Raw genomic sequence first — 21,785 nt, 5'->3', positions numbered from 1 at the left:
TCAATGGCAGATTTGAGTATTGATCTTGCAGGTATCAAGTCACCTAATCCATTCTGGCTGGCGTCTGCGCCGCCTACCAATACAGGTTATCAAGTGCAGCGGGCGTTCGAGGCCGGCTGGGGAGGGGCGGTGTGGAAGACACTCGGTGATCCGATTATTAACACCTCCTCCCGGTTTGCGGCCGTGCATTTCAACGGTCAGCGTGTGGCGGGCTTCAACAATATCGAGCTGATTACGGACCGCCCGCTTGAGGTGAACCTGAAGGAGATCTATGAAACGAAGAAAAAGTTTCCGGGTCATGCGATTATTGCCTCCCTCATGGTCGAACCGAGGCAGGACAAATGGCATGAAATCGTCAAACGGGTAGAGGCTGTCGGCGTAGACGGCCTGGAGCTTAACTTTGGCTGCCCGCACGGGATGGCGGAACGCGGTATGGGCGCAGCCTCCGGCCAGCAGCCCGACCTCGTACAGGCGCAGACGACCTGGGTCAAAGAAGTCGCAACCACGCCGGTCATTGTGAAACTGACCCCGAATATAACGGATATTACAGTCGTTGCCCGCCATGCCGTTAAAGGCGGAGCCGATGCGATCAGCCTGATTAATACGATCAACAGCCTGGCCGGCGTGGACATTCACAGCTGGAACACGATTCCGAATGTCGGCGGCCAAGGCGCGCATGGCGGTTATTGCGGCCCGGCGGTGAAGTCGATTGCGCTCAGCATGGTGGCCGAATGTGCCCGCGACCGCGGGGTTGGCGTGCCGATCTCCGGAATTGGCGGCATCTCCACCTGGCAGGATGTGGTCGAGTTCATGCTGATGGGCTCTACGGGCATTCAGGTCTGCACGGCAGTCATGCATCACGGCTTCCGGATCGTCGAGGAGATGATCGACGGCCTGAACAATTATCTGGATGATAAAGGGCTGGCTTCGGTCACTGAGCTGACCGGTAAATCGGTGTCTAAGTACTCCAATTGGGGTGATCTGGACCTCAACTATAAAGTCGTTGCACGGATTAACGAGGAGAATTGCATCAACTGCAACAAATGCCATATTGCCTGTGAGGATGCTTCGCATCAATGTATCGACATGTTAACGGATGCCGCAGGAAAGGCGATTCTGCAAGTGCGTGAAGAAGACTGTGTGGGCTGCAATTTGTGCTCCATTGTCTGCCCGGCAGACGGAGCCATTGATATGGTTGCCCTGGACAGCGGCGCGGCACCTCTGACCTGGAATCAGCGTCAGAAGGTCATCAGCGGCTTGAACGGCTCGTATTCAGAAGCGGAGGTGATCTAGCATGAAGAAGATAATCAAAAATGGTATTATCGTTACCGCAGCGGATACTTATACGGGAGATGTGCTATTTGAGGACGGCATTATTACCGGAATAGGGCTGAATCTGGAAGCGCCGGGTGCGGAGATTATTGACGCTTCCGGCTGTTATGTCTTTCCGGGAGGGATAGATCCCCATACGCATCTGGATATGCCTTTCGGGGGAACCGTGACGGCTGATGACTTCGAGACCGGCACGATTGCCGCCGCCTATGGCGGAACGACAACGGTCATCGACTTTTGCCTGACGACCAAAGGCCAGCCGCTTCAGCAGGCTGTCGATACCTGGCATAACAAATCACAGGATAAAGCGGTGATTGACTACAGCTTTCACCTGATGGTTTCGGAGCTGAATGACAAGGTGCTGGGCGAGCTGCCGCAAATTATTGAAGACGAAGGCATCACTTCGCTGAAGGTGTTCATGGCCTACAAGAACACTTTTCAGGCCGATGACGGCGTACTGTATAAGACTCTGCAGGCGGCCAAGCGGGAAGGTGCACTCGTTATGGTCCATGCCGAGAACGGGGATGTGATCGAATATCTGGTGGAGCAGGCTCTGGCCGCAGGCAACACCGATCCGATCTACCATGCGCTAACCCGCCCTCCAGAGCTGGAGGGCGAAGCCACGGGCCGGGCCGCCTACCTGACGGAGCTGACCGATTCGCAGCTCTATGTCGTACATGTCACCTGCGCCGAAGCGGCCTGGAAGATTGCCGAAGCCCGCAAGAAAGGGCTGCGTGTCTACGGTGAAACCTGCCCGCAATATCTGGTGCTGGATCAGACCGCGCTTGCGAAGCCTGATTTTGAAGGCGCTAAATATGTCTGGTCTCCGCCGCTGCGTGAGCAGTGGAACCAGGAGGTGCTGTGGGATGCGCTGTGGAGCGGCACGCTGCAAACGATCGGTTCCGATCAGTGCTCCTTTGACTTCAAGGGGCAGAAGGATCTGGGTCTGGGCGACTTCTCCAAGATCCCGAACGGCGGGCCGACGATTGAAGACCGGTTCAGCCTGCTCTACTCCGAAGGGGTACAGAAGGGGCGGATTTCGCTTAATAAATTCGTGGATATCATCTCGACCTCCAGCGCCAAGCTGTTCGGCCTATTTCCGCAAAAGGGCACCATAGCTGTAGGCAGCGACGCCGACATCGTGATTTTCGATCCGACGGTGGAAAGAACACTGTCTGCTGAAACCCATCATATGAATGTTGATTACAACGCGTTTGAGGGCTTTGAGGTCAAAGGCGAACCGGTATCCGTACTCAGCCGGGGGGAATTCGTGATCCGCGACAAGCAGTTTGTCGGCCGGGCGGGTTCCGGCAAATACCTGCACCGCAAACGGTTTGCAGCGGAAGCGCCGCGTCCGGCCAAAGCGGAAATCAGCGGAGGAGTGGTCTGAGATGTCTGCATTTGATGAGTTTGACCAAGAGCGGCAGGAGATTAACGCTTTGCTGCTGCAAGGCTACTCCATCGTCAGTATTGAAGAGGATTTGGACGGTGCCAGGGTAAAATTTATTCACAGCAGCCTGGGCAGGGTGCCGGTGGAGCTGCAGCTGTTGACGGCGGATGCGCGCAAGCATGTGACGACGGTGGTTATATCGGGTCAGAGACCGGCCACCCCCATAGAAACGCATACGTAAGGCGCGACAATTCTAAGATACAGGGTCCGCGTGTCAAAAAAAAACTGCCGGTAGGCCAAGAAACATTGGCTCCTATCGGGCAGTTTTTTTGTGCAGTCAGGAAGATTTATGTAGAGAACTTGCCCTGCTAAAGGCTGCAGAGGGAATTGGCGCCAAGAAGATTATGCCTTTAGCGGCAGCTTGTCCAAATACTCGGACCGCAGAATCGACATGATGTGCAGCGACTCAAAAGAATCCCCAGTCTTTATACTGTCCCTAAGGGTGCCTTCCAGTGTGAACCCTGCACCTTCATAGACATGACGGGCTCTGGAGTTATGTTCTTTAACGTTCAGCCACAGCCGGTGGGTTTCGGAATTGGCGCCAAGAAGATTATGCCTTTAGCGGCAGCTTGTCCAAATACTCGGACCGCAGAATCGACATGATGTGCAGCGACTCAAAAGAATCCCCAGTCTTTATACTGTCCCTAAGGGTGCCTTCCAGTGTGAACCCTGCGCCTTCATAGACATGACGGGCTCTGGAGTTATGTTCTTTAACGTTCAGCCACAGCCGGTGGGTTTCGGTTTGGGCGAAGATCCAATCCGTCAGCAGTGAGAGGGTTGTTTTTCCGTAGCCTCGTTCCTTAGCCTGTATGACAAGCCGCTTAATGCAGACACTAAGATTAGGGTCCTGCAGCCCCGTTATAATCACATAGCCCACTTGTTTCCCGGATTTATCCTGGGTGATGAGATGCAGAATATCCCCGTCCTGTAGTGCTGCATCATGCTGTTCCCTGCTCCATTGTCCGATAAAGCGGCGATTAGATTCGGCCTGCTCAGCAGCCAGGACGAAATCCAAATCTTGAAGCACAGTTTTCCGTATATCCAGCAGTCCCGATGGCATTAACATGAATCTCTCCCCTTTACATTGATAATCATAGCAACATAGTACAAGAAGAACGGGATGCTGCCAACAGAAAAGGCAATCCTACGCAAATGTATTGTATAATTGAGGCTCGGCGCCACAAATTATACAGACTCAAATTTAGCAAGGATGAGGAGTGCGGGAGGGTATGTACTTTCTGGATACGGTATCATGGCTGACAGAGGAACGTCTGCGGCTGTTGCTGGAGCAGTACCGCTCGCTCGGGCCGCTGCCCGGGATCGGGCTGACTTTTATGAAATCTTTTGTACCGCCGCTGCCTACGATTGCGATTGTGGGATTAAACGGTGCGGTTTATGGCTTATGGCTCGGATTCCTGTATTCCTGGATCGGGCTGGTTGCCGGTTGTGTGACCACGTTTATGATTATCCGCAAAATTGCGTCCCACCGCTATCTGCGGAAGTGGGCGCAGCGGCCAAAAGTAGCGAGAAGCATGACGTGGGTCCGCCAGAGCGGGTTCAGTTATGTCTTCCTGCTCAGTATATTTCCGGTAGGGCCTTTCGTGGTCATCAATATGGCAGCCGGTCTTGCCGGCATGCGCCTGCGGTCTTATCTGCTCGCTTTGTGTGCAGGCAAAGCCATCATGGTGTTTGCAGTTTCCTATATCGGAAATGACTTGGATCGGTTTATCCGCAATCCGTGGGAGATCATCTATGTGCTGCTGTTCATCGGTGTTTCCCTATGGTGCGTCAAGGCCATAGAGGCCCGGTTTGCCCGGGCGGCGCGGGGACAGGAGAAGCCGCTTGCCGCAGGGAATTCTTCACACCACGAATAGTCCGCTGATGTCAGCATCGGTCTCATGGTTTCCGCTGACATGAACCCAGCTGTTTGTAGAGGCGTTATAGCGGTAATCCTGTCTCCATTCCTCTATATGGCGGACAATGCTCTGCACTGCAGAGATGATCGTTTGGACATCGCGGTCTGTCATGATGGGGTGCAGCGAAAGGCGGGTCCAACCCGGCTTCAAAGACTGGTCTCCGGCCTGAATCGCCTGAATGAAATGCTGGGAATGCTTGGCGTCAAGTCCAAGCAGATAATGTCCGTAGGGGCCGGCGCAGGAGCAGCCTCCGCGGGCCTGAATGCCAAAACGGTCATTCAGCAGCTTAACGGCCAGGTTGTAATGGATGTCCTTCAAGATAAAGGATACGATGCCGTGGCGTTTGTTATGATCACCCGCCAGGATGTAACATCCGGGGATTCCGGCAAGCCCGGTCAGAAGCTGGCGGCACAGTTCCTGTTCCCTCCGCATCATGAACTGCCCGTCGCCATTCATCTTCTCCTTCAGTTTCAGGCAGAGCGCTGTGCGGAAGGCCTGCAGGAACCCCGGTGTTCCACCGTCCTCGCGGACCTCCACTTCATCTATGTAGCGGCGTCCGCCCCAGGGATTGACCCAGACCACCGTGCCGCCGCCGGGCTCATCCGGGAGCTGGCCCCTGCAAAGCGTGGCATCGAATACCAGCACCCCGCTTGAACCGGGGCCTCCAAGGAATTTATGGGGAGAGAAGAAGATGGCATCGAGCCTCTCCAGCGGGGAGGCAGGATGCATGTCGATCTCTTCATAAGCCGCGCTGGCGGCAAAATCGACAAAACAGAGGCCTCCGTGCCGGTGCATCGCCGCAGCGAGCTTGTGGTACGGGGTCTGTATGCCGGTTACGTTGGAGCAGGCGGTAAAGGAGCCGATCTTGAAGCGGCGGTTCCGGTAGCGGATCAGCAGCTCCTCCAACTGCCGGAGGTCCATGCTTCCATCCGCTCCGGCCGGTACGGTGACCACGTCGCCGATGCCCTCCTGCCAAGGCAGCAGGTTGGAATGATGCTCCATGTGGCTGATGAAGATAACCGGGCGTTCCTCTGGAAGACAGAGGTAATGATCCCGCATCCATTCCGGCAGCTTTAGGCCCATCAGCCGCAGCAGCTTGTTCACTGCTCCGGTTGTGCCGTTGCCGCAGAAGAGCAGGGCGTCTCCCGGCCCGGCATGAACATGCCGCTTAATGATGTTCTGCGCCTCGGCATAGGCCAGTGTTATAGTTAAACCGGTCGTATTGGACTCGGTATGCGGATTGCTGACATAGGGGCCGAACGTCTCCTGCATTTTGCGCTCAATCGGCTCATACAAGCGCCCGCTGGCGGTCCAGTCGGCATACAGCAGCGGCTGCCGTCCATAAGGCGTGGAGATAGAATGCCGGTTGCCGATGGTATGCTCGCGAAACGTTGCGAAATGCTCTTGCAGTGAAGCGGGCTCCTCCGCAGAAGAAGCGTGGTTAATGCTCAGCACAGACAATCCCTCCAGCCCGGTAGATTTCTCGCAAGATACGGATCATGCCCTCTCACAAAGGACGCACGGCCGTTTCTTCTTGCTAATTAAGAGTGGGGTTATATTCCCAGGCTTAGTATATGCCCGGTGGAGGCAATGGGTTAAAGCCTATTGTCTGCATTCATTGAGGAGCTCCTCTAAATAAATAGCTGCATGTCGCTTTCCAGCGCATCCTTCAGATAGGTGGCCGCATCAATGATCTCCACCTCAGGCAGAAACTCCTCCGGCTTAAAGCCCATGATCTCTACGGACAGCTTGCAGGCGTAGAATTTAATGTTTTTTTTGCGGGCGCCCTTGAGAAAATGAATCAGCTTCGGCGCACCCTGATCCTCCATCATTTCCTCCAGCATCATCCGTCCAAGGCCGCTGAAGTTCATCCGCGAAAGCGGGAGGTGCTGAGGTCCCTTCGGTGTAATGACATCCATCAGCTTTTCATAAATTGTCTTATCCTCAAGTGTCATCTTCTCCGGGTCGCGGACCAGAAAAAGGCCCCAAAAGGCGAAAAACATTGTGACCTCAACCTCAATATCCCTTGCGGTATTGGCCAGGATCAACCCGGCCATTGCTTTGTCATATTCCCCGCTGAACATCAGCAGATTCATCTTTTTGCCCATCGCTGCATTCCTCCGTCACTTCATAGAATGACCTTAGTATGGTTACCGCGAGGAGAAGTATGCCTGCTGTCACAGGATGTTCCAAATGCCGCTAGGCGTATAGGGGATTGACTCGATTGGATCTATCCTGTGACTGTCCTGCGAGGGGATGTGCTATGGCTGGTTGGATTTCCCGGCATATATCCGCAGCAAAACGGCAGGCCCGTTAATCCGGGTCTGCCGTAAGATGAATCACTTGGTTCATTCAACTGTTATTCCATCCTGCCTGTTATCGCTGCTGCGGGAGCTACGCCAGACGATACAGTACTGCGCCATGCGGAGCAATCTCGCAAGCGAGCTCGTCTTGCACGGGGCCAACCTCCGCCCCGCTCCAAAGCTCCTTGGCAGTGACTGGTCTCTCAAGGCCCAGCTCTGCGAGAGTTACGCTGACCTTCTGGGTGTTTTCACCGGTATTAAACATCGCGGCATAGCGGCACCCGGAGTCTCCTTCCGCCGTCCAGACCACGCGGTCTCCTGCCCGGCTGATGAGGCGTGCGCCATTGCTGTTGCGGTGCATCTCCAGTACATCTGGGTTGGTCAGCAAGGAAAGGGTCCAATCGTCGTTATCTCGAAGTTCGCCGCCAAAGAACAGGGGCGAGCGGAAGATGCTCCACAAGGTCATCATGGTGACCTGCTCATCAGGCGTGAAGCGAGTCCAGCGGTCAGCGCCGCCGCCGTCTACGGAGCGGATGCCGATATGGCCCAGCGGCAGCATGTCGCAATCCGGCCAGCTGCCGGCTTCGGCTTTGCCTGCCCACGCCTCACAGCGGTCAAACATATCCAGGAGCAGGTCCCAATGATCCCAGAAGTCATCGGTGATCCGCCACATATTGGCGTGTTGGCCGAGGAAATCTCCGTAAGAAACCGGTGCCGGTCCCGGGGAGAGGCTTAGGACCATCGGGCGTCCGCAGTGCCGGATCGCATTCTGGATCAGCTCAATCTCGGGCTGGTGTGTATCATACAGTCTGGACGCAGCAATATCATCCACCTTCACAAAGTCTACGCCCCATTCGGCATACAGCTCAAAGAGGGAATTGTAGTACGCCTGGGCGCCTTCCTTGGCAGCATCAACCCCATACATATCGGTGTTCCAGGGACAGATGGAGTTGGGGTGGGCGATGTCCCGGGCGGTCGCCGCTGATCCTTTGACCGGGGTGGCGGCATGCGCCGCCTGTCTTGGAATTCCGCGCATCAGATGAATGCCGAATTTAAGGCCCAGACTGTGTACATAATCAGACAAAGGGAGAAACCCCTTGCCGCCTTCTGCCGAGGGGAAACGGTTCACTGCCGGCATCAGCCGGGAATATTCGTCCATTTCCAGCGGAACAAAAGGACGGTACTGCGAAGAAATTGCCCCCGGCTCATACCACTGAATATCCACAACGACATATTCCCAGCCGAAGGACTTCAGGTTCGCCGCCATATATTCAGCATTTCCGCGGATTTCCTGTTCCGTAACTGCAGCTCCATAGCAATCCCAGCTGTTCCAGCCCATAGGCGGTGTTTTCGCATACTGTAAGTGACTCATTATGATGATCTCGCTCCTTAAACCCCCGGAAGGGGTTGTAGAATAAACTTGCTCTAACAGATCCATCATAAAACACTTTCAAAACCCATTTCTACAGTAAAATAGTTGTCTCGATAGCACAAAATTGCGCATGTCGGGAATTTAGCTGAAGAACAAACGGTTATACTGGAGACTGCCGTTTCCGGTGCGGAAATTGCCAGGCGTTTGTCCCGTCAGCTTGTGAAACACTTTGATGAAATAGCTTCCGGTGGAATATCCGACCTGAACCGCGATGGCCTCAATACTGTGGTCTGTTGTCCGCAGCAGGTCCACCGCCCGCTCGATGCGGATGCGGTTCAGGTATTCATTGGGTGTTACACCGACATATTTGCTGAATGTCCGCAGCAGATGGAATTTGGAAAGTCCGAGCTTCTCCGCAAGCTCTTCCTGGCCAATCATGGAGTTGTAATGGCCTTCGATAAAATTAACGGCATCCCTAACCGCCGCCGGCCATTCCGTTTCATGGCGCGGCCCGCTGGAGGACAGTCTGCCGAGCTCCATCATGAATTGATACAGCAGCGAGGAGGCAATGTATGGATCGGTAATTTTTCCGCTATGGGCTTCCCGGGTAATATCCCGCAGCATGCGGATGGGCAGGCTTCCCGCGTCGATGACCGGAGCCGGACCGAGCTTGGCCTTGATCTCCTCCCAGAGGGGCTGTACCAGCTGCGGCCTGAAGAGCAGGAAATAAAACTCCCACGGCTGGGAACCGCCGGGGTAATAATAGCTGTGGATGCTGGGGATTTCCGCCAGAAATGCCCGCCCGGAGCTGATTTTGAAACTCTCGTGTTCCGTACTGAATCCCCCTGCGCCATCAACTGTATATTGGAAGAGTAACAGGGGCCCGTCACGGCGCTCCATTCCATTCCAGTGGTAAGAAGGATCACTCACAATCTCATGCCCGACTGCAAAGAGGTTGCAGAGCGGCAACTGCTCCGGCTCGCTAAAGCGGAAGCCATACACCCCTAAGGCCTTTTCATTTTTCACAGAATCCCACCTCCGGTAGTGCTTACTTATTATATATAGTACAGAAAAAGCTCCCCGAAGGGAGCCTAAGACATACGGTACAGCATCTTCCCGGGCAACGTCAGGAAGCAAGCTTGAAGATCTCATCCGCAGGAAGCGGAGGGAAATAAAGAAATCCCTGGATATAAGGGCAGTCATGCTTAATCAGGAACTGGGCCTGTTCAGGCGTCTCTACGCCTTCCGCAATCAGGTCATAACCAAGCTGGGAGGCGACATAAACAATGGACTTAATAATCGTCTCATCAATGGAGCTGACACCAATGCCGGTGATGAAGGTGCGGTCAATCTTGATCTTGTTGACAGGAAAATGCTTCAAATAGTTCAGTGAAGAATATTTGGTGCCAAAGTCGTCAATCGAAACGACAATCCCATGGTCGCGCATCTGCTGCAGCAGCGGATAATGCTCCTCCAGCAGAGCGGTGCTTTCCGTGATCTCGAATTCCAGCATATTTGTCTCCAGCCCATATTGCTCAAGCACGCCAAGCAGGTTCTCTATCAGATTCCGGTTATAGAACCAGCTGTTGGAGATATTGATGGATGTCCGCAGCAGCGGCATGCCCATCGTTCTCCATTCGCAGAGCTGGCGGCATACTTCCTGCAGCACCCAGTCGGTGAGCTGAATCATTAGCCCGGCGTCTTCCACAGCGGCGATGAAGGCTCCGGGCCCGATCAGCCCCTTCTCCGGATGATTCCAGCGGATCAAGGCCTCCATACCAACCATTTGGCCGGTCACGGCATTGATCTGCGGCTGATAATGGAGCACAAATTCTTCACGCTCCAGCGCGGAATGCAGGTACTTGGAGATCATCGTCTTCTGCTCCAGCTTCTCGCGCAGCTCCCAGTCGAACACAAAATAATTGCTGTCTTCCTGCGACTTTGCCTGATACATGGACATGTCGGCGAATTTCAGTAAATCCTCCTTGTGGAGGGAATGCTCCGGATAGAGAGAGATCCCTATGCTGGTCGATAGACTTAAATATGCCCCGGCAATTAGCAGCGTTTCCGAGATCAGCAGGCTGATATGCCCGGCAATTTCCGGGATCTGCTCCCGCGGCAAATCGGAGAAGATCATCACGAATTCATCGCCGCCGGTGCGCGCGAACAGCTTAAAGGGCAGGCCGCTGTCCTTCAGCCGGCTGGCCAGTGTCTTGATGACCTGATCGCCCGTGGAGTGGCCGAGAGTATCATTGATCTCCTTAAACCGGTTCAGATCAAAAAAGAACAGCGTATAGGTCTGCGTAGGCTCGGCGCATTGCAGCAGCCGCCCGAATTCATCCATGAAGTAACGCCGGTTCGGAATTTCCGTCAAACTGTCGTAATGGGCAAGTTTTTCATACAGCCGTTTGGATATTCGTAGATCCCGGGTGCGGATACTGACCACACGCTCCAGTTCACGGTTGAACCGGCCCTGATGCCAGAAGATATACAGAATAAAAGCCATAACGAGCAGAAAGGAAATGTCGATCCACAGAACGCTGCGGAAGATCTCCCATTTCTTGTGCGAAGAAAAAGGGATTCCCATCAGCCAATGCTGATTTTTAATTTCAATGGGGACCGTGACCTGCTCTTCGTTCCCATGAGCTTGATTGCCAAACAAAAAGGTATGATCTTCATCAGTTACGTACATGGGGGAGTCTTTAAGCAGCAGCTGGTTCTCAATATCATCGATCTTCAGTGTGACGGAAACGATGCCGGAGAATGAGTTGCCGTTATAAATAGCTTGCCTGATCACCATGCCGGGGGCGCCCTGGGCAAGTATCCGGGGACCGTCCACCGTAATGCCCCGGGAAGTGATCGTTTCTTGAATCAAACCGGGCGAGGACAAGTTGGGATCGAGCAGGAGACTTTTATTAAGAATCGCTGTATTGCCTGAGAGAGGATAGAGATAACGGATGAGGCCGTCCGGAGCGATCATAATATTCATAATATTGCTTGAATTGTTATAAGCCTTCATTAAATATTGATTAATAAGCGCTGGTTCAGCATCAAAGCCGACCGTTTGAATAAAAGAACTAACACCTTTGACAATCGAAACCTTCTCTTCAATGTTCGATGATAACATGACTGCCTTTGAGGACAAGTCGGCTTTTTCAGCCCGGTATTCCCGGTTCACTGATAAGGAGTAATAATAGAACAGAGAGAGCTGCAGCGCGACTAAGAAGCCGAGGATGATCGTTAAAGGCTTTTTATTAAAGAAAGCCATGGAATGCCTCCGATACCCGAAATTCAACATTATATTTATAATTCATTAGAAGCTGTTCCAGCACTGCAGAAAAATGTCGAGATATGTCGTGGGTGTTTCTTTAGCATGTCATTTTTATTGCCTTTGTGCAAGGAAAAACCTAACAAGAACCCTATAAAATCCAAAACGGATAAATACGTTCCGCCTAAAGGCAGCCTGTATTTATCCGTTGCTCTAGAAATGAGTACATTATGGACTTTGTGCAAGTGAAGAGACGGGATTATTTCTTGAAAATACCCAGCGGTGCGCCGATTGGCAGGAACGTGCGGCCGAAATGAGCGTTGAGCACGGATGCGCCGCAGCCGTACAGTGATACGATACCAATGGCCAGTTCCGATACGGCAGCCAGCTTGTGGAAGAATTCCGCAGCCACTCCGAACGCATCAAAGGTCAAGCCGAGAAACAGGAAATCGATCAGTATAAAAATAACAAGCAGCACTCTATTGGCTTCCACAGCGCCGAGGGTCATGAACAGCGTGAAGACCAAATAACCCGCAAAAACAAAGCCGAGCTGCTTGGGATCAACGCCTTCCGCCAGAACCGTACCGAATACACCCAGCTTGATCAGCCAGCTTGCGGCCATACCGAACCAGAAGAACGCATAAGCGCCAAAAGCGGTCATTCCGAAGGTGTTGTTGTGCTTGGCATCCTGGATAGAAGCGAACAGCTGGGCGAAGGCTCCGAGGAATATAGCCCATGGAATACAGTAGCTGAGACCTGTTGTAATTTCGAGCTTTTGTGAAGAAGCGACCAAGGTGACGATAGCCAATCCGAACAAGCCGATGGCGCTGGGGTCGGCAGTGACGATTTTGACGGATTGTGTTTGCGGTTGCGCTGACATAGCAATTAAAGCCTCCAATTTTCATAAGTGTTCGCATAGGATCGCAGCACCCGGAAATGGGTGCTGTGATCAGCTTGCCTATCATATCATATCGTTTTGAGCTTGCCTACAAAAAAGAGTGCTCATTTACTGTGGTAAAGGAGATTATTTTGCGTTAAAAAGTCAGGGATCTCCTGGGATTTTACCGGCCTGCTGATATAGTAGCCCTGCAGCTCATCACTGCCCAGGTGGCGCAGCATGTCGAACTGCTCTTCCAGCTCGATCCCTTCGGAGACTACCTGCAGCCCAAGGGTATGGCTAAGCTCAATAATGGCCTTGATCAGCACGTCACCCTGCGGGCCGAGTGTCATCTCGGAAACAAAAGAACGGTCGATTTTGATTACATCAACGGGAAAGCGCCGCAGGTAACTGAGGGAAGAGAAACCTGTACCAAAGTCGTCCAGGGAAATGCGGAACCCGTGTCCCCTGAGCTGTTGCAGCGAATGGAAAATGCTGTCGCCTGACACCAGCACGCTCTCCGTAATCTCCAGCTCCAGGCTTGAGCTGGGCAACCCGTATTCATGGAGCAGCTCCAGCAGCAGCTCAGACAGTCCCGGCTGCATCAGCTGCATGGCGGAAATGTTGACCGCTACGGTCAGCTCCAGCCCATTCTGCCGGAAAGTACGCAGATCGGAGCAGACTTGCCGCAGCACCCAGCTCCCGATGTTTACAATAGAGCCGCTGGTTTCGGCGAGCGGGATAAACTCACCGGGAGAGATAGGGCCGTATGCAGGACTTGTCCAGCGCAGCAGCGCCTCCAGCTTCGAAACCTTCAGGTTGCCGGAGCTGAGGATCGGCTGATAATGGACTTCAAATTCATGATTAACGGCTGCGGACAGCAGCAGCTGAGAGAGTACTTTTTTGCGGCGGATACTTTCTTCAAGATCCTCAGAGTATTGAAAAATATTGTTGCGGCCTGTTTCTTTGACATGGAACATGGCCAGATCAGCCTGTTTGACCAGAAAGTCGGCGTCTTCACCGTTCTGCGGATAGATGCTTACGCCGATGCTGGCCGTATTGTAGAGGAGATGTCCCTGTATGCGGTGGGGCAGCGATAGCGTCTCCCGTATGCGCAGCAGCTGCTCGGAAATGCTGTCCGAATCGGGGATGTCGGCGAGCAGGATCGTGAACTCATCGCCGCCCAGACGGGACACCACATCATAACGTCCGATAACTTGGGAAATCCGCAAAGCGATTTCTTTCAGCATGGCATCACCGAAGTCGTGGCCGAGTGTATCGTTTACGGTCTTGAAGTGATCCAGATCAATAAATACCAGCCCGATCTGTCTGCCGGTTCCCTTAATTGAAGCAATCGCTTCATTAAGCTTCGCGAAGAACAGCGAACGGTTGGGCAGCTGAGTCAGAGGGTCAAGCATCGCTTGCAGCTGCAGCTCTTCCTGCGCCTGTTCCAAGGAATCAATCATCCGGTTGAACTCATGCTCCACATCGCTGAATTCGTCTTTGCCGGAAGAGCCGATCCGGATGGATAAATCCTTGCTGTTGCCGATAGCCCGGATATTCCGGGTCAGCAAGGACATTCTTCCGAGGATAGAGCGATTGACGAAGAGGAGACTGGCCACACACATCAGCATAGTGACGGCAAAGAAACACCGCTGGAAGCTGGTGATCGACTGCAGGCCGCTTAAGTAAATCTGCCGCGGATGCTTGAGGGTGAGAACCACACCGGGGTTGCCGAACAGGTCATATATAGTTGTGTGAATGGACATCACGTTGTTCGAGGCAGGGCTCATCCAGATATTGCTGCTTTTGCTCTCCGCGAGTCTGCCGGGGTTCACTGGAGTGATCTGGATGGTGGACGGTGTCTCGTTCCAGATTTGTGTGACCTGCTCCTGCAGCAGCATTCTGCCGGCTACAGCAGTTCCAATAACCGGTTTCGTTTTGTCGCTGTTCACAATAGGGGTGAGGGTGATCAGCATAGGCCCTTTATCCAGTAATACAATGCCGCTTGTGCTGTCCTCTGCGCCCGAAAATTCCGGCAGCCGTTGATGAATATCCCTGAATAAGGCGAGGATCTCCGTTGTTAGCGGAGTTATACTGCGGGAGTCCTGATTGTAAGTGCCACCGTACAAGGGGGTGCCCGAAGGGTTCAGCAGGGCCATCATATCAAAATGGTTAATCTCATAAGTTGTCCGGCTATAGTTACTGCTTAGGTAGGCATCACTAATAGAGTCTGCGGGGTCCGTGGATTCCGCAAACCGGTAGGTTTCATCCCAAACCGAATATTTGAGCAACTGGGTCTTCATATTCTGCAGCTCATTCTGATAAGAAGAGACGGCATTCTCCAGCTTGTACCGAAGTGCGGCTTCATCCAGCTTCTCGAAGCGGCCCAGCATTATCAGGTGCAGGAGCAGATAAGTCAGCCCTAAGCCGGATAGGGCAACAACACAGATGAAGATCACTAATTTTTTGCGCAGCTTCATGTTGTTCCCCTTAGTATCTTTAGACTTGATAGGAAATAAGTACCATTAAAACCAGTGTACCATGATTAGGGAATATTTTGCAGCGCTTTTCTACCCTAGTTGTCGAAATTTGATGTATAATATAAAAACAATAATAATTATCACATTATAATAGAAGGGGATCAGCTTGGTTATGAACAAATGGATATTTTTTAAGAAAGCTACACGGTTTGGAACCATCCCAGTTATGCTCATACCGGTTGTCTTGGGAACTGTCGGGGCATATGTATGGGGAGGAGAGTTCCATCCGTTTTTGTTTGTTATAACGATCATCGGTGCAATATCTGCGCATCTGTTCTCCAACATGGTGAATGATTTATGGGACTTTCGCAACGGGACCGATATGGAGGCAAAAAATACACCGGGGATGATTTCCACAAACTCCGGTTTTTTGTCCGGAGGTCTGCTCTCGGAGACCGTTTTCGCAGTATTGACCTGGAGCTTGCTTGCAGTCGCCGTGCTTTGCGGCGCGGTGCTCAGTATTTATAGCGGCTGGGAGATTCTCTGGTTTGTAGCGGCAGGGGCACTTATCGCCTATTTCTATGTCGCTCCACCGCTACGTTTTGGGTACCGGGGCAAGGGCTACAGTGAATTCGCCATCTTCGTTGCGTTTGGCATTATGCCTGTACTCGGCTCTTATTTCGTGCAGACCGGCGAATTCAGCCTGAAGCCGGTACTGCTTTCGGTTCCGGTGGGGCTTCTGACGACGCTGCTGCTGTTCAACCATCATTTTCTGCACTGGAAAGCGGACGAGCAGGCAGGCAAGCGTACGCTTGTTGTCGTCTGGGGAGAGCGCAAGTCGCTGATCTTCTCACGTGTGCTGCTTTATATTTCCTACGTTTCTCTGATCATCTGCGTGGGCTTTGGCGTGCTTCCGGTTTATGCGCTGCTCGCACTGCTCACTGCGATTGCTCCTGTGCATGTATACCGTGGCCTGCAGCCGCAAAATGCCTCACCAGCCTATCTGCCGCTGATGGGCGCCTCGCAGCAGGCCTCCGTGCGCTGCGGTGCAATTATGGCGGTAGCACTGCTGATTCAAGGCTTAATGTAATAAATTGCTGAAGATTAGATGATAGAAAGAGAGTGAACCCCATGGACAAGAATAAAACAAGCAGTGAAGATACACAGGCTGCACAGAATAACCCGGTCGTACTCGGAGACTTTCATACTATATTGTCGGAGGGCAAGGTCTGGAAGACCGGAGGGTTCGCCTTGCCGGACGGCTCTTTCTGGGCATACCGTGAGCCGGAGGCTGTTGTGATTGTACGCAATGGCTACCTGTATGTGCGGGCCCAGCTGTCCCGCCAGAACAACCAGGTGCAGATTCTCGACAATGCCAAGCATATGTATTATTCGGCTCAGCCGGTCGAGGTGCCGGAGAGCGGAGAGATCAGCTTCGAGCTGCAGATTCGCGCCCGCACACAGGGTACGGCACCCGGAGATCTGTATGACGGTTATGTTTCGCTGAATCTGCTTGATTTCACGACGGGGGCAGCGCTTGATTTCTTTGCCGGAAACGACAAATATGCCAGCGTCTACGGAGTTCTGCCTTTCCCGGGCGTGCAGGTTCCTGAAACCGGCGGCACAAAATACTTCTGCATTTTTAAGGAAGATACGGACTTCAAACCGCGTGAATTCAACACGTATAAGATTACCTATAACCGCGGGAACGATGAGGCTGTGTTCTATGTCAACGGCAAAGAGGTGCGGCGCGAGCAGCATGTGCCAATCAAATTCAACAGCTTCACTGTAGCGCTGGGCATTATGACCGAGAAAGACCTCACGCCCGAAGGCAGTGTGTCCGCCCATGGCCAGACAGTCATCGCCGAGTGGTCTCCGCTGACCATAACAACATCCGCACAATAACCGTGCTTATTTGACAGATGAGGGTGGATCGCCTTGAATGTAAAAAGTTTTCTGAGATTTGTAGAGCTGCCGACCAAGGTGGCTAGTGTTATCCCGTTTCTGCTTGGGTCATTGTATGCCCTGTACCGGTTTGAGGATTTTTATCTTCTGCGTTTTGCGCTCATGTTCGTGTCCCTGCTGAGCTTCGATATGGCGACAACGGCAATTAACAACTATTACGATTTCAAAAAAGCGGCCAAAACCCACGGCTACGGCTATGAGACCCATAATGCCATTGTTCATTACAAGCTCAAAGAAAGCACTGTGGTGGCGACGATTATCATCCTGCTGGTGCTGGCGGTCGGGGGCGGGATTGCGCTTGTCTCCCAGACCGGTCTGATCATATTTCTGCTCGGCGGATTATCCTTCCTGATCGGGATCTTGTATTCATTCGGGCCGATACCGATCTCGCGGATGCCGCTGGGTGAGCTGTTCTCCGGCCTGTTTATGGGCTTTGTCATCATCTTCATTTCGGCTTACATCCATTCCGAGCAGAGTGTTGTTACCCTGCTGTTCCGGGAAGGCTGGATTGATCTGCATATCAACTTTGTGGAGGTCCTGTATCTATTCTGGTTTTCGGTGCCGGCGATTCTGGGAATTGCCGGAATCATGCTGGCGAACAACATCTGCGACATTGAGGATGATATGGAGAACCGCAGGTATACACTGCCCGTCTACATCGGCCGCGGCAATGCGCTGCTGCTATTTAAGCTTCTCTACTATGTCTCCTTTCTGGATTTGATCGTGCTGCTGCTGCTTGGCGTCCATCCTGTTCTGGTTGTGCTGCTGCTGCTGACACTGATCCCGCTGCGCCGCAATATTGCCCTGTTTTATGAGAAGCAGGAGAAGGCGACGACCTTTATCCTGGCGGTCAAAAATTTCGTGCTGATGAGCATGGCCCGCGTTATTGTGCTTGGACTGGCCGTTGTGCTGGATATTTGGATCACCTCATAACATCATCCTACCTCTGTAAATAGAGATAAACCTTATTCTATGATATGGTGTCTATAGGTATAAGTAGACAATCTAATACAAGGAAGGTGTACATCTATGGCGCAGAAACTTCGTTGGGGAATTATGGGATGTGCCCAGATTGCCACAAATTCCGTCATGCCGGCAATTCAGGAATCGGAATCCGGCATCATCGCAGCAGTAGCGAGCCGTGGACTGGAGAAAAGCAGTGCCGTGGCTGCCGAGTTTGGAATAGAGAAGGCCTACGGTAGTTATGAGGAGCTGCTTGCGGACCAGGAGATTGATGCGGTCTATATTCCGCTTCCGAATCATCTTCACCGGGAATGGGTCATCCGTGCTGCGGAAGCTGGCAAGCATGTGCTCTGTGAGAAGCCTATTGCGCTTAACAGTGCTGAGGCGGCAGAGATGGTAGAGGCATGCCGGAAGGCCGGTGTTCATCTGGCTGAGGCCTACATGTACCGGCATCATCCGCGGATTGCCGAGCTGCAGGATATTATAGCCCGGGGAGAAATCGGTGAACTGCGTTCGATCCGCGGAACATTTACATATAATGATGCCGGGGATACGACAAATATCCGGTTTAAATCGGCTTGGGGCGGGGGCTCTTTGTACGATGTCGGCTGTTACCCGCTCAGCGCGGCGCGTATGCTGTTCGCTGCGGAGCCGGAAGCGGTAACGGTACAAGCGATTTTCTCCCCGGAGCATGACAATGTGGATATGATGGCTTCGGGTCTGGTTGAGTTTCCAGGCGGAGTAAGCCTGATCTTCGACTGCGGGATGTGGGCCTACAACCGCCAGCTGCTGGAGGTACTCGGCACGGAAGGCCGGATTGAAGTTCAGATGCCGTTCAATGCGAGATTTGAGGATGCGGAATTCATCCTGCATACGGGCGGCGAAGCGAAGGTGATCGAAGCCACCGGCGCGAATCCTTATGTCTGGCAGGCCGATAATTTTGCGGCCGCCGTTTCCGGGGTTAAACCCAGAGTAGCTGCAGATGATCCGGTGCTGAATATGCGGCTGATTGAGACCTGCCTCGATTCTGCCCGCCGGCGGGAACGGATTCTGCTGTAAGTTTTGTTGTAAACACAAACGGCTGTGCTGTCCTCTTCGAGGACGGCGCAGCCGTTTTTTTGGAAAGATATTTATATGTTTCACGCTATAATTTATCCTTCTATTTCTCGCTGAAACGGATACCGCAGGCAGTGAATTATACGGCGGATGCAATAAGCTCATCTTCGTCGTTGTCGTTATTGAAGGCATCCCGGTCGAACTCCCCTTCGGAGTTGGCTACCAACAGGGCGGTGACGGTTGTACCGGTAGCATTTACAGCTGTGCGGCCCATATCGATCAGTGCTTCCACACCGGCGACGATTGCGATACCTTCAAGCGGCAGGCCTAGTGCGGTAAGTACGACGGTTGTCGAGATCACTGCGGGTCCGGGCACACCGGCAACTCCGATGGAGGAAATAATGCTGACAAAGACTAGCAGAATATAGTCGGTCAAGCCAAGATCTATTCCGAATACCTGTGCAGTGAAGACAGCGACAATGGCCGGCCAGATCCCGCCGCAGCCGTTGAAGTTGACTGACGCCCCGAGGGGAGCGACAAAGCTGGCGATCCGGGGAGAAACATGCAGCCGTTTTGTAATAACCTCAAGATTAACCGGAAGTACAGCGTAGCTGCTTCTGGTCGTAAAGGCCACGGCAACGGTCGGATATATTTTGCGGAAGAAGCGCAGCGGATTGACTTTGGCCACAAAAAATACGAGCCCGCCAAACACCAGCACAAAATGGATAATAAGTGCGACGTAGGAGGTTATAATTACACTTCCCAGCTCCTGCAGCGTTTCCCAGCCGTAGCGGGCAGTGATGCCGGCGATGAGTGCAAATACACCGTAAGGCGTCAGCCGGATGATGAATTTAACGACCTGATGCAGCACCAGTGTCAGCGATTGAATGAGGTCACGCACAGGCTTCACGGACTCTGCATTTTTCGATCCGATCTTGATGATGGCCACTGCAAGGAAGATTGCAAAGATAAGCACTGGCACAACCTTGCCTTCAGCCGCTTCATTGATCGGGTTGGAAGGTACAAGGTCAAGAATGACCTGGGAGAAGGTCGGAATTTCACGGGCGGTGAAGTCGGCGGGCACATCCTGCTGAATGCCGCTTCCCGGGTTGAACAGCAGTGCAACCAGTAGACCTATTATTGAAGCAATACCCGTTGTTCCAAGGAACCAGGCAAAGGTCTTGAACCCGATTTTACGCAAATACTCCAGATTGGTCAGCGATGCAATACTGTTAAGCACCAGAACGAAGACCAACGGGACGACCAGCATGCGGATCAGGCTGACATAGATGCTGCCGAAGGTGGTGATAGCCTTGGTGTCAAACTCCAGATTCTGAAAAAGAATGCCGACGACCAGACCAATTGCCAGGGCTACAATGACCCGCGTACCAAACCCGACGCGCTTGCGGGCCAAAAGGAAGAGTACCCCGAATACAAAAATCGATACAACAAAGCCATACCAGTTGCTTTCGATGGCGGTGATCAAGTTGTTGTCGATAGACATTTTTAATAATCCCCCTAATCCAATTAGTTATGTAAGAATTAATGTGGGATAAATATACTGGAAGTTCCGCTGTACTGTCAATCCTTTTCTAAAAGATAAGAATTGTAAATTTACGTTGTTTCGAAGTCCTAATATCCCCCAGTTTTCCTTGGTTAAGCTATTGTATTCGAGGTGGTAATGTTTAATTCCAACAAAAACGATGAGAAAAATATAATTTAGGGATTGACAAGAATGTGATCCCTTATTAACATGATATCAATCACATCACAGGATAACTTTTTGCTGTTGGAGATTTGCAGACGGGAATCGACTGGACGACCAGAGGTTCAATCAGTGCTTGCTATTGCACTGTATTGAAGCTCTATTTTTTTTGCCAAAAATCTATAGAAAGGTAATAAGCGATAGGTGTATCCAATTCGATAGTCCAACATTAGAACAGGCCAAGGGGCGGGCGTATGAACTTAAGTACACTGCACCGGGCCAGAGAAAAGGATGGTTACCATTTATGAAAAAGCTCACTGTATCCGTAGTAGCAGCAACTTTGATTTTCTCAGCTCTGACTTATGCGGCTGTGACAGCGAAGCAAGACAATAGTGCTGAGGCGGCAGCAGCACCGGCTGTTGTGAAAACAGCGGCTGACAGTAGTGTGGCTCAGGCCGCTGCACCGGCAGCGACCGGGCCTGCTCAGTCTGTAGAGACGGCAGCTGCCACGGCAGCACCGGTTCAAGCGGCAGCTGCAGACAAGGCTGCAGGCGGAGCTGCCGATACAGCGCAGGCCGCAGCGACAGCAGCACCGGCGGCTGAGCCGGCAGCAACTGAAGCGGGTAAGCCGTCCGCTCCGGCCAAGGCGCAAGAGGTAGTTCAGGCCAAGGCGGAGGTTGTTCAAGCTAAGGCGACTGCTGCTCCTGCGGCTAAAGAGCCGCAGCCCCAGGCAACTGCCAAGGCTGAAGCCAACACCGTAGCTGCTGCTCCTAAAGCGGCCGCAGCTCCAAAGGCAACTGCGGCTCCGCAAGCAACTGCAGCGCCCAAGGCCGAAACGGTGAAACCGGCTGCTGAAGTACAGGCTGCAGCTACAGCCGCTCCGGCTGCTGAACAGCCTGCCGCGAAGAAGGTGACATTCTCGACAACTGAGGTAGTCAAGGCGAACACAACTGCTCCGGCGTCAGAAGCTGCTGCCGGCACATCCTCATCCCAAGCGGCCAGCGCACCGGCAGCAGCACCGGCTGTGAGCAATCCTGCGCCTGCCCCGGCTGCTGAAGAGGAAGTTTGCCCTTAAGCTGTTTTTTTCTTTTAGAC

The 21,785-nt window shown here is 52.7% G+C and carries 18 protein-coding genes; 9 read left to right on the top strand and 9 right to left on the bottom strand.

Annotated features, from left to right (window positions below):
- Positions 1 to 3: 3 nt before the first annotated feature.
- From preA to MHI45_RS16550, 3 genes are read left to right on the top strand one after another with little or no spacing between them, the layout of a single operon-like run.
- On the top strand, positions 4 to 1,293 hold the full coding sequence (gene preA, locus MHI45_RS16560) for an NAD-dependent dihydropyrimidine dehydrogenase subunit PreA (protein ID WP_076111040.1): 1,290 nt from the start codon (positions 4 to 6) through the stop codon (positions 1,291 to 1,293).
- Between the two features lies 1 nt (position 1,294).
- Entirely contained in the window at positions 1,295 to 2,722 is a 1,428-nt protein-coding gene (hydA, locus tag MHI45_RS16555; RefSeq protein ID WP_076111042.1) for a dihydropyrimidinase, read from the top strand.
- 1 nt (position 2,723) lies between these two features.
- Positions 2,724 to 2,963 (top strand): hypothetical protein, encoded by a 240-nt coding sequence (locus MHI45_RS16550; RefSeq protein WP_076111043.1) that lies wholly within the window; start codon positions 2,724 to 2,726, stop codon positions 2,961 to 2,963.
- Between the two features lie 369 nt (positions 2,964 to 3,332).
- Here MHI45_RS16550 and MHI45_RS16545 read toward each other — a convergent pair whose 3' ends face one another.
- Positions 3,333 to 3,848, bottom strand: a complete 516-nt coding sequence (locus MHI45_RS16545) for a GNAT family N-acetyltransferase (protein WP_341119219.1) — start codon at positions 3,846 to 3,848, stop codon at positions 3,333 to 3,335.
- A gap of 163 nt (positions 3,849 to 4,011) precedes the next feature.
- Between MHI45_RS16545 and MHI45_RS16540 the strand changes: the two genes are divergently transcribed.
- Positions 4,012 to 4,656 (top strand): TVP38/TMEM64 family protein, encoded by a 645-nt coding sequence (locus MHI45_RS16540; protein ID WP_076109720.1) that lies wholly within the window; start codon positions 4,012 to 4,014, stop codon positions 4,654 to 4,656.
- Here the strand turns inward: MHI45_RS16540 and MHI45_RS16535 are convergent.
- From MHI45_RS16535 to MHI45_RS16505, 7 genes are all read right to left on the bottom strand, one after another.
- Positions 4,642 to 6,153 carry an aminotransferase class V-fold PLP-dependent enzyme gene (locus tag MHI45_RS16535; protein ID WP_144024265.1) on the bottom strand — a complete coding sequence of 504 codons (1,512 nt, stop codon included), beginning with the start codon at positions 6,151 to 6,153 and terminating at the stop codon, positions 4,642 to 4,644. The two genes, MHI45_RS16540 and MHI45_RS16535, sit on opposite strands and share 15 nt — an antisense overlap.
- 176 nt (positions 6,154 to 6,329) lie before the next feature.
- Positions 6,330 to 6,806: a DsrE/DsrF/DrsH-like family protein gene (locus MHI45_RS16530; protein WP_038597634.1), complete on the bottom strand. Its 477-nt coding sequence runs from the start codon at positions 6,804 to 6,806 to the stop codon at positions 6,330 to 6,332.
- Between the two features lie 286 nt (positions 6,807 to 7,092).
- Positions 7,093 to 8,373, bottom strand: coding sequence for a glycoside hydrolase family 27 protein (locus MHI45_RS16525; protein ID WP_076109718.1), 1,281 nt, complete (start codon positions 8,371 to 8,373; stop codon positions 7,093 to 7,095).
- A gap of 141 nt (positions 8,374 to 8,514) precedes the next feature.
- Positions 8,515 to 9,399, bottom strand: a complete 885-nt coding sequence (locus MHI45_RS16520) for an AraC family transcriptional regulator (RefSeq protein WP_076109717.1) — start codon at positions 9,397 to 9,399, stop codon at positions 8,515 to 8,517.
- Positions 9,400 to 9,499: 100 nt separating this feature from the next.
- Positions 9,500 to 11,641 (bottom strand): bifunctional diguanylate cyclase/phosphodiesterase, encoded by a 2,142-nt coding sequence (locus MHI45_RS16515; RefSeq protein WP_341119218.1) that lies wholly within the window; start codon positions 11,639 to 11,641, stop codon positions 9,500 to 9,502.
- A 259-nt stretch (positions 11,642 to 11,900) separates the two neighbouring features.
- Positions 11,901 to 12,521 (bottom strand): acetate uptake transporter, encoded by a 621-nt coding sequence (locus tag MHI45_RS16510; protein WP_038597625.1) that lies wholly within the window; start codon positions 12,519 to 12,521, stop codon positions 11,901 to 11,903.
- A gap of 122 nt (positions 12,522 to 12,643) precedes the next feature.
- Positions 12,644 to 15,001, bottom strand: coding sequence for an EAL domain-containing protein (locus MHI45_RS16505; RefSeq protein ID WP_341119217.1), 2,358 nt, complete (start codon positions 14,999 to 15,001; stop codon positions 12,644 to 12,646).
- Between the two features lie 172 nt (positions 15,002 to 15,173).
- Here MHI45_RS16505 and MHI45_RS16500 point away from each other — a divergent pair, with 172 nt between their 5' ends.
- The 4 genes from MHI45_RS16500 to MHI45_RS16485 all read left to right on the top strand — a co-directional run bounded on the left by MHI45_RS16500 (position 15,174) and on the right by MHI45_RS16485 (position 18,988).
- Positions 15,174 to 16,091, top strand: a complete 918-nt coding sequence (locus MHI45_RS16500; RefSeq protein WP_341119216.1) for a prenyltransferase — start codon at positions 15,174 to 15,176, stop codon at positions 16,089 to 16,091.
- Positions 16,092 to 16,132: 41 nt separating this feature from the next.
- Positions 16,133 to 16,906 (top strand): DUF6081 family protein, encoded by a 774-nt coding sequence (locus MHI45_RS16495; protein ID WP_341119215.1) that lies wholly within the window; start codon positions 16,133 to 16,135, stop codon positions 16,904 to 16,906.
- 33 nt (positions 16,907 to 16,939) lie between these two features.
- Positions 16,940 to 17,899 (top strand): 1,4-dihydroxy-2-naphthoate polyprenyltransferase, encoded by a 960-nt coding sequence (locus MHI45_RS16490; RefSeq protein ID WP_340896150.1) that lies wholly within the window; start codon positions 16,940 to 16,942, stop codon positions 17,897 to 17,899.
- A 96-nt stretch (positions 17,900 to 17,995) separates the two neighbouring features.
- A complete protein-coding gene (locus MHI45_RS16485) occupies positions 17,996 to 18,988 on the top strand; it encodes a Gfo/Idh/MocA family protein (RefSeq protein WP_341119214.1) in 993 nt (330 codons plus the stop codon).
- Between the two features lie 136 nt (positions 18,989 to 19,124).
- Here the strand turns inward: MHI45_RS16485 and MHI45_RS16480 are convergent, their stop codons facing one another.
- Positions 19,125 to 20,489 (bottom strand): dicarboxylate/amino acid:cation symporter, encoded by a 1,365-nt coding sequence (locus MHI45_RS16480; protein WP_179091696.1) that lies wholly within the window; start codon positions 20,487 to 20,489, stop codon positions 19,125 to 19,127.
- 505 nt (positions 20,490 to 20,994) lie between these two features.
- Between MHI45_RS16480 and MHI45_RS16475 the strand changes: the two genes are divergently transcribed.
- Positions 20,995 to 21,765 (top strand): hypothetical protein, encoded by a 771-nt coding sequence (locus MHI45_RS16475; RefSeq protein ID WP_076109711.1) that lies wholly within the window; start codon positions 20,995 to 20,997, stop codon positions 21,763 to 21,765.
- Positions 21,766 to 21,785: the final 20 nt, after the last annotated feature.

The organism is Paenibacillus sp. FSL H3-0321 (assembly GCF_038002865.1).
Classification (GTDB): domain Bacteria; phylum Bacillota; class Bacilli; order Paenibacillales; family Paenibacillaceae; genus Paenibacillus_AQ.
The sequence above is the reverse complement of the archived record's forward strand: the minus strand, read 5'-3'. Positions and strand labels throughout refer to the sequence as shown.

What these genes read in the sequence shown, in the direction of transcription:
- preA (WP_076111040.1), top strand. Translation starts at nt 4, where the DNA reads ATGGCAGATTTGAGTATTGATCTTGCAGGTATCAAGTCACCTAATCCA.
- hydA (WP_076111042.1), top strand. Translation starts at nt 1,295, where the DNA reads ATGAAGAAGATAATCAAAAATGGTATTATCGTTACCGCAGCGGATACT.
- MHI45_RS16550 (WP_076111043.1), top strand. Translation starts at nt 2,724, where the DNA reads ATGTCTGCATTTGATGAGTTTGACCAAGAGCGGCAGGAGATTAACGCT.
- MHI45_RS16545 (WP_341119219.1), bottom strand. Translation starts at nt 3,848, where the DNA reads ATGTTAATGCCATCGGGACTGCTGGATATACGGAAAACTGTGCTTCAA.
- MHI45_RS16540 (WP_076109720.1), top strand. Translation starts at nt 4,012, where the DNA reads ATGTACTTTCTGGATACGGTATCATGGCTGACAGAGGAACGTCTGCGG.
- MHI45_RS16530 (WP_038597634.1), bottom strand. Translation starts at nt 6,806, where the DNA reads ATGGGCAAAAAGATGAATCTGCTGATGTTCAGCGGGGAATATGACAAA.
- MHI45_RS16525 (WP_076109718.1), bottom strand. Translation starts at nt 8,373, where the DNA reads ATGAGTCACTTACAGTATGCGAAAACACCGCCTATGGGCTGGAACAGC.
- MHI45_RS16515 (WP_341119218.1), bottom strand. Translation starts at nt 11,641, where the DNA reads ATGGCTTTCTTTAATAAAAAGCCTTTAACGATCATCCTCGGCTTCTTA.
- MHI45_RS16510 (WP_038597625.1), bottom strand. Translation starts at nt 12,521, where the DNA reads ATGTCAGCGCAACCGCAAACACAATCCGTCAAAATCGTCACTGCCGAC.
- MHI45_RS16505 (WP_341119217.1), bottom strand. Translation starts at nt 15,001, where the DNA reads ATGAAGCTGCGCAAAAAATTAGTGATCTTCATCTGTGTTGTTGCCCTA.
- MHI45_RS16500 (WP_341119216.1), top strand. Translation starts at nt 15,174, where the DNA reads ATGAACAAATGGATATTTTTTAAGAAAGCTACACGGTTTGGAACCATC.
- MHI45_RS16495 (WP_341119215.1), top strand. Translation starts at nt 16,133, where the DNA reads ATGGACAAGAATAAAACAAGCAGTGAAGATACACAGGCTGCACAGAAT.
- MHI45_RS16485 (WP_341119214.1), top strand. Translation starts at nt 17,996, where the DNA reads ATGGCGCAGAAACTTCGTTGGGGAATTATGGGATGTGCCCAGATTGCC.
- MHI45_RS16480 (WP_179091696.1), bottom strand. Translation starts at nt 20,489, where the DNA reads ATGTCTATCGACAACAACTTGATCACCGCCATCGAAAGCAACTGGTAT.
- MHI45_RS16475 (WP_076109711.1), top strand. Translation starts at nt 20,995, where the DNA reads ATGAAAAAGCTCACTGTATCCGTAGTAGCAGCAACTTTGATTTTCTCA.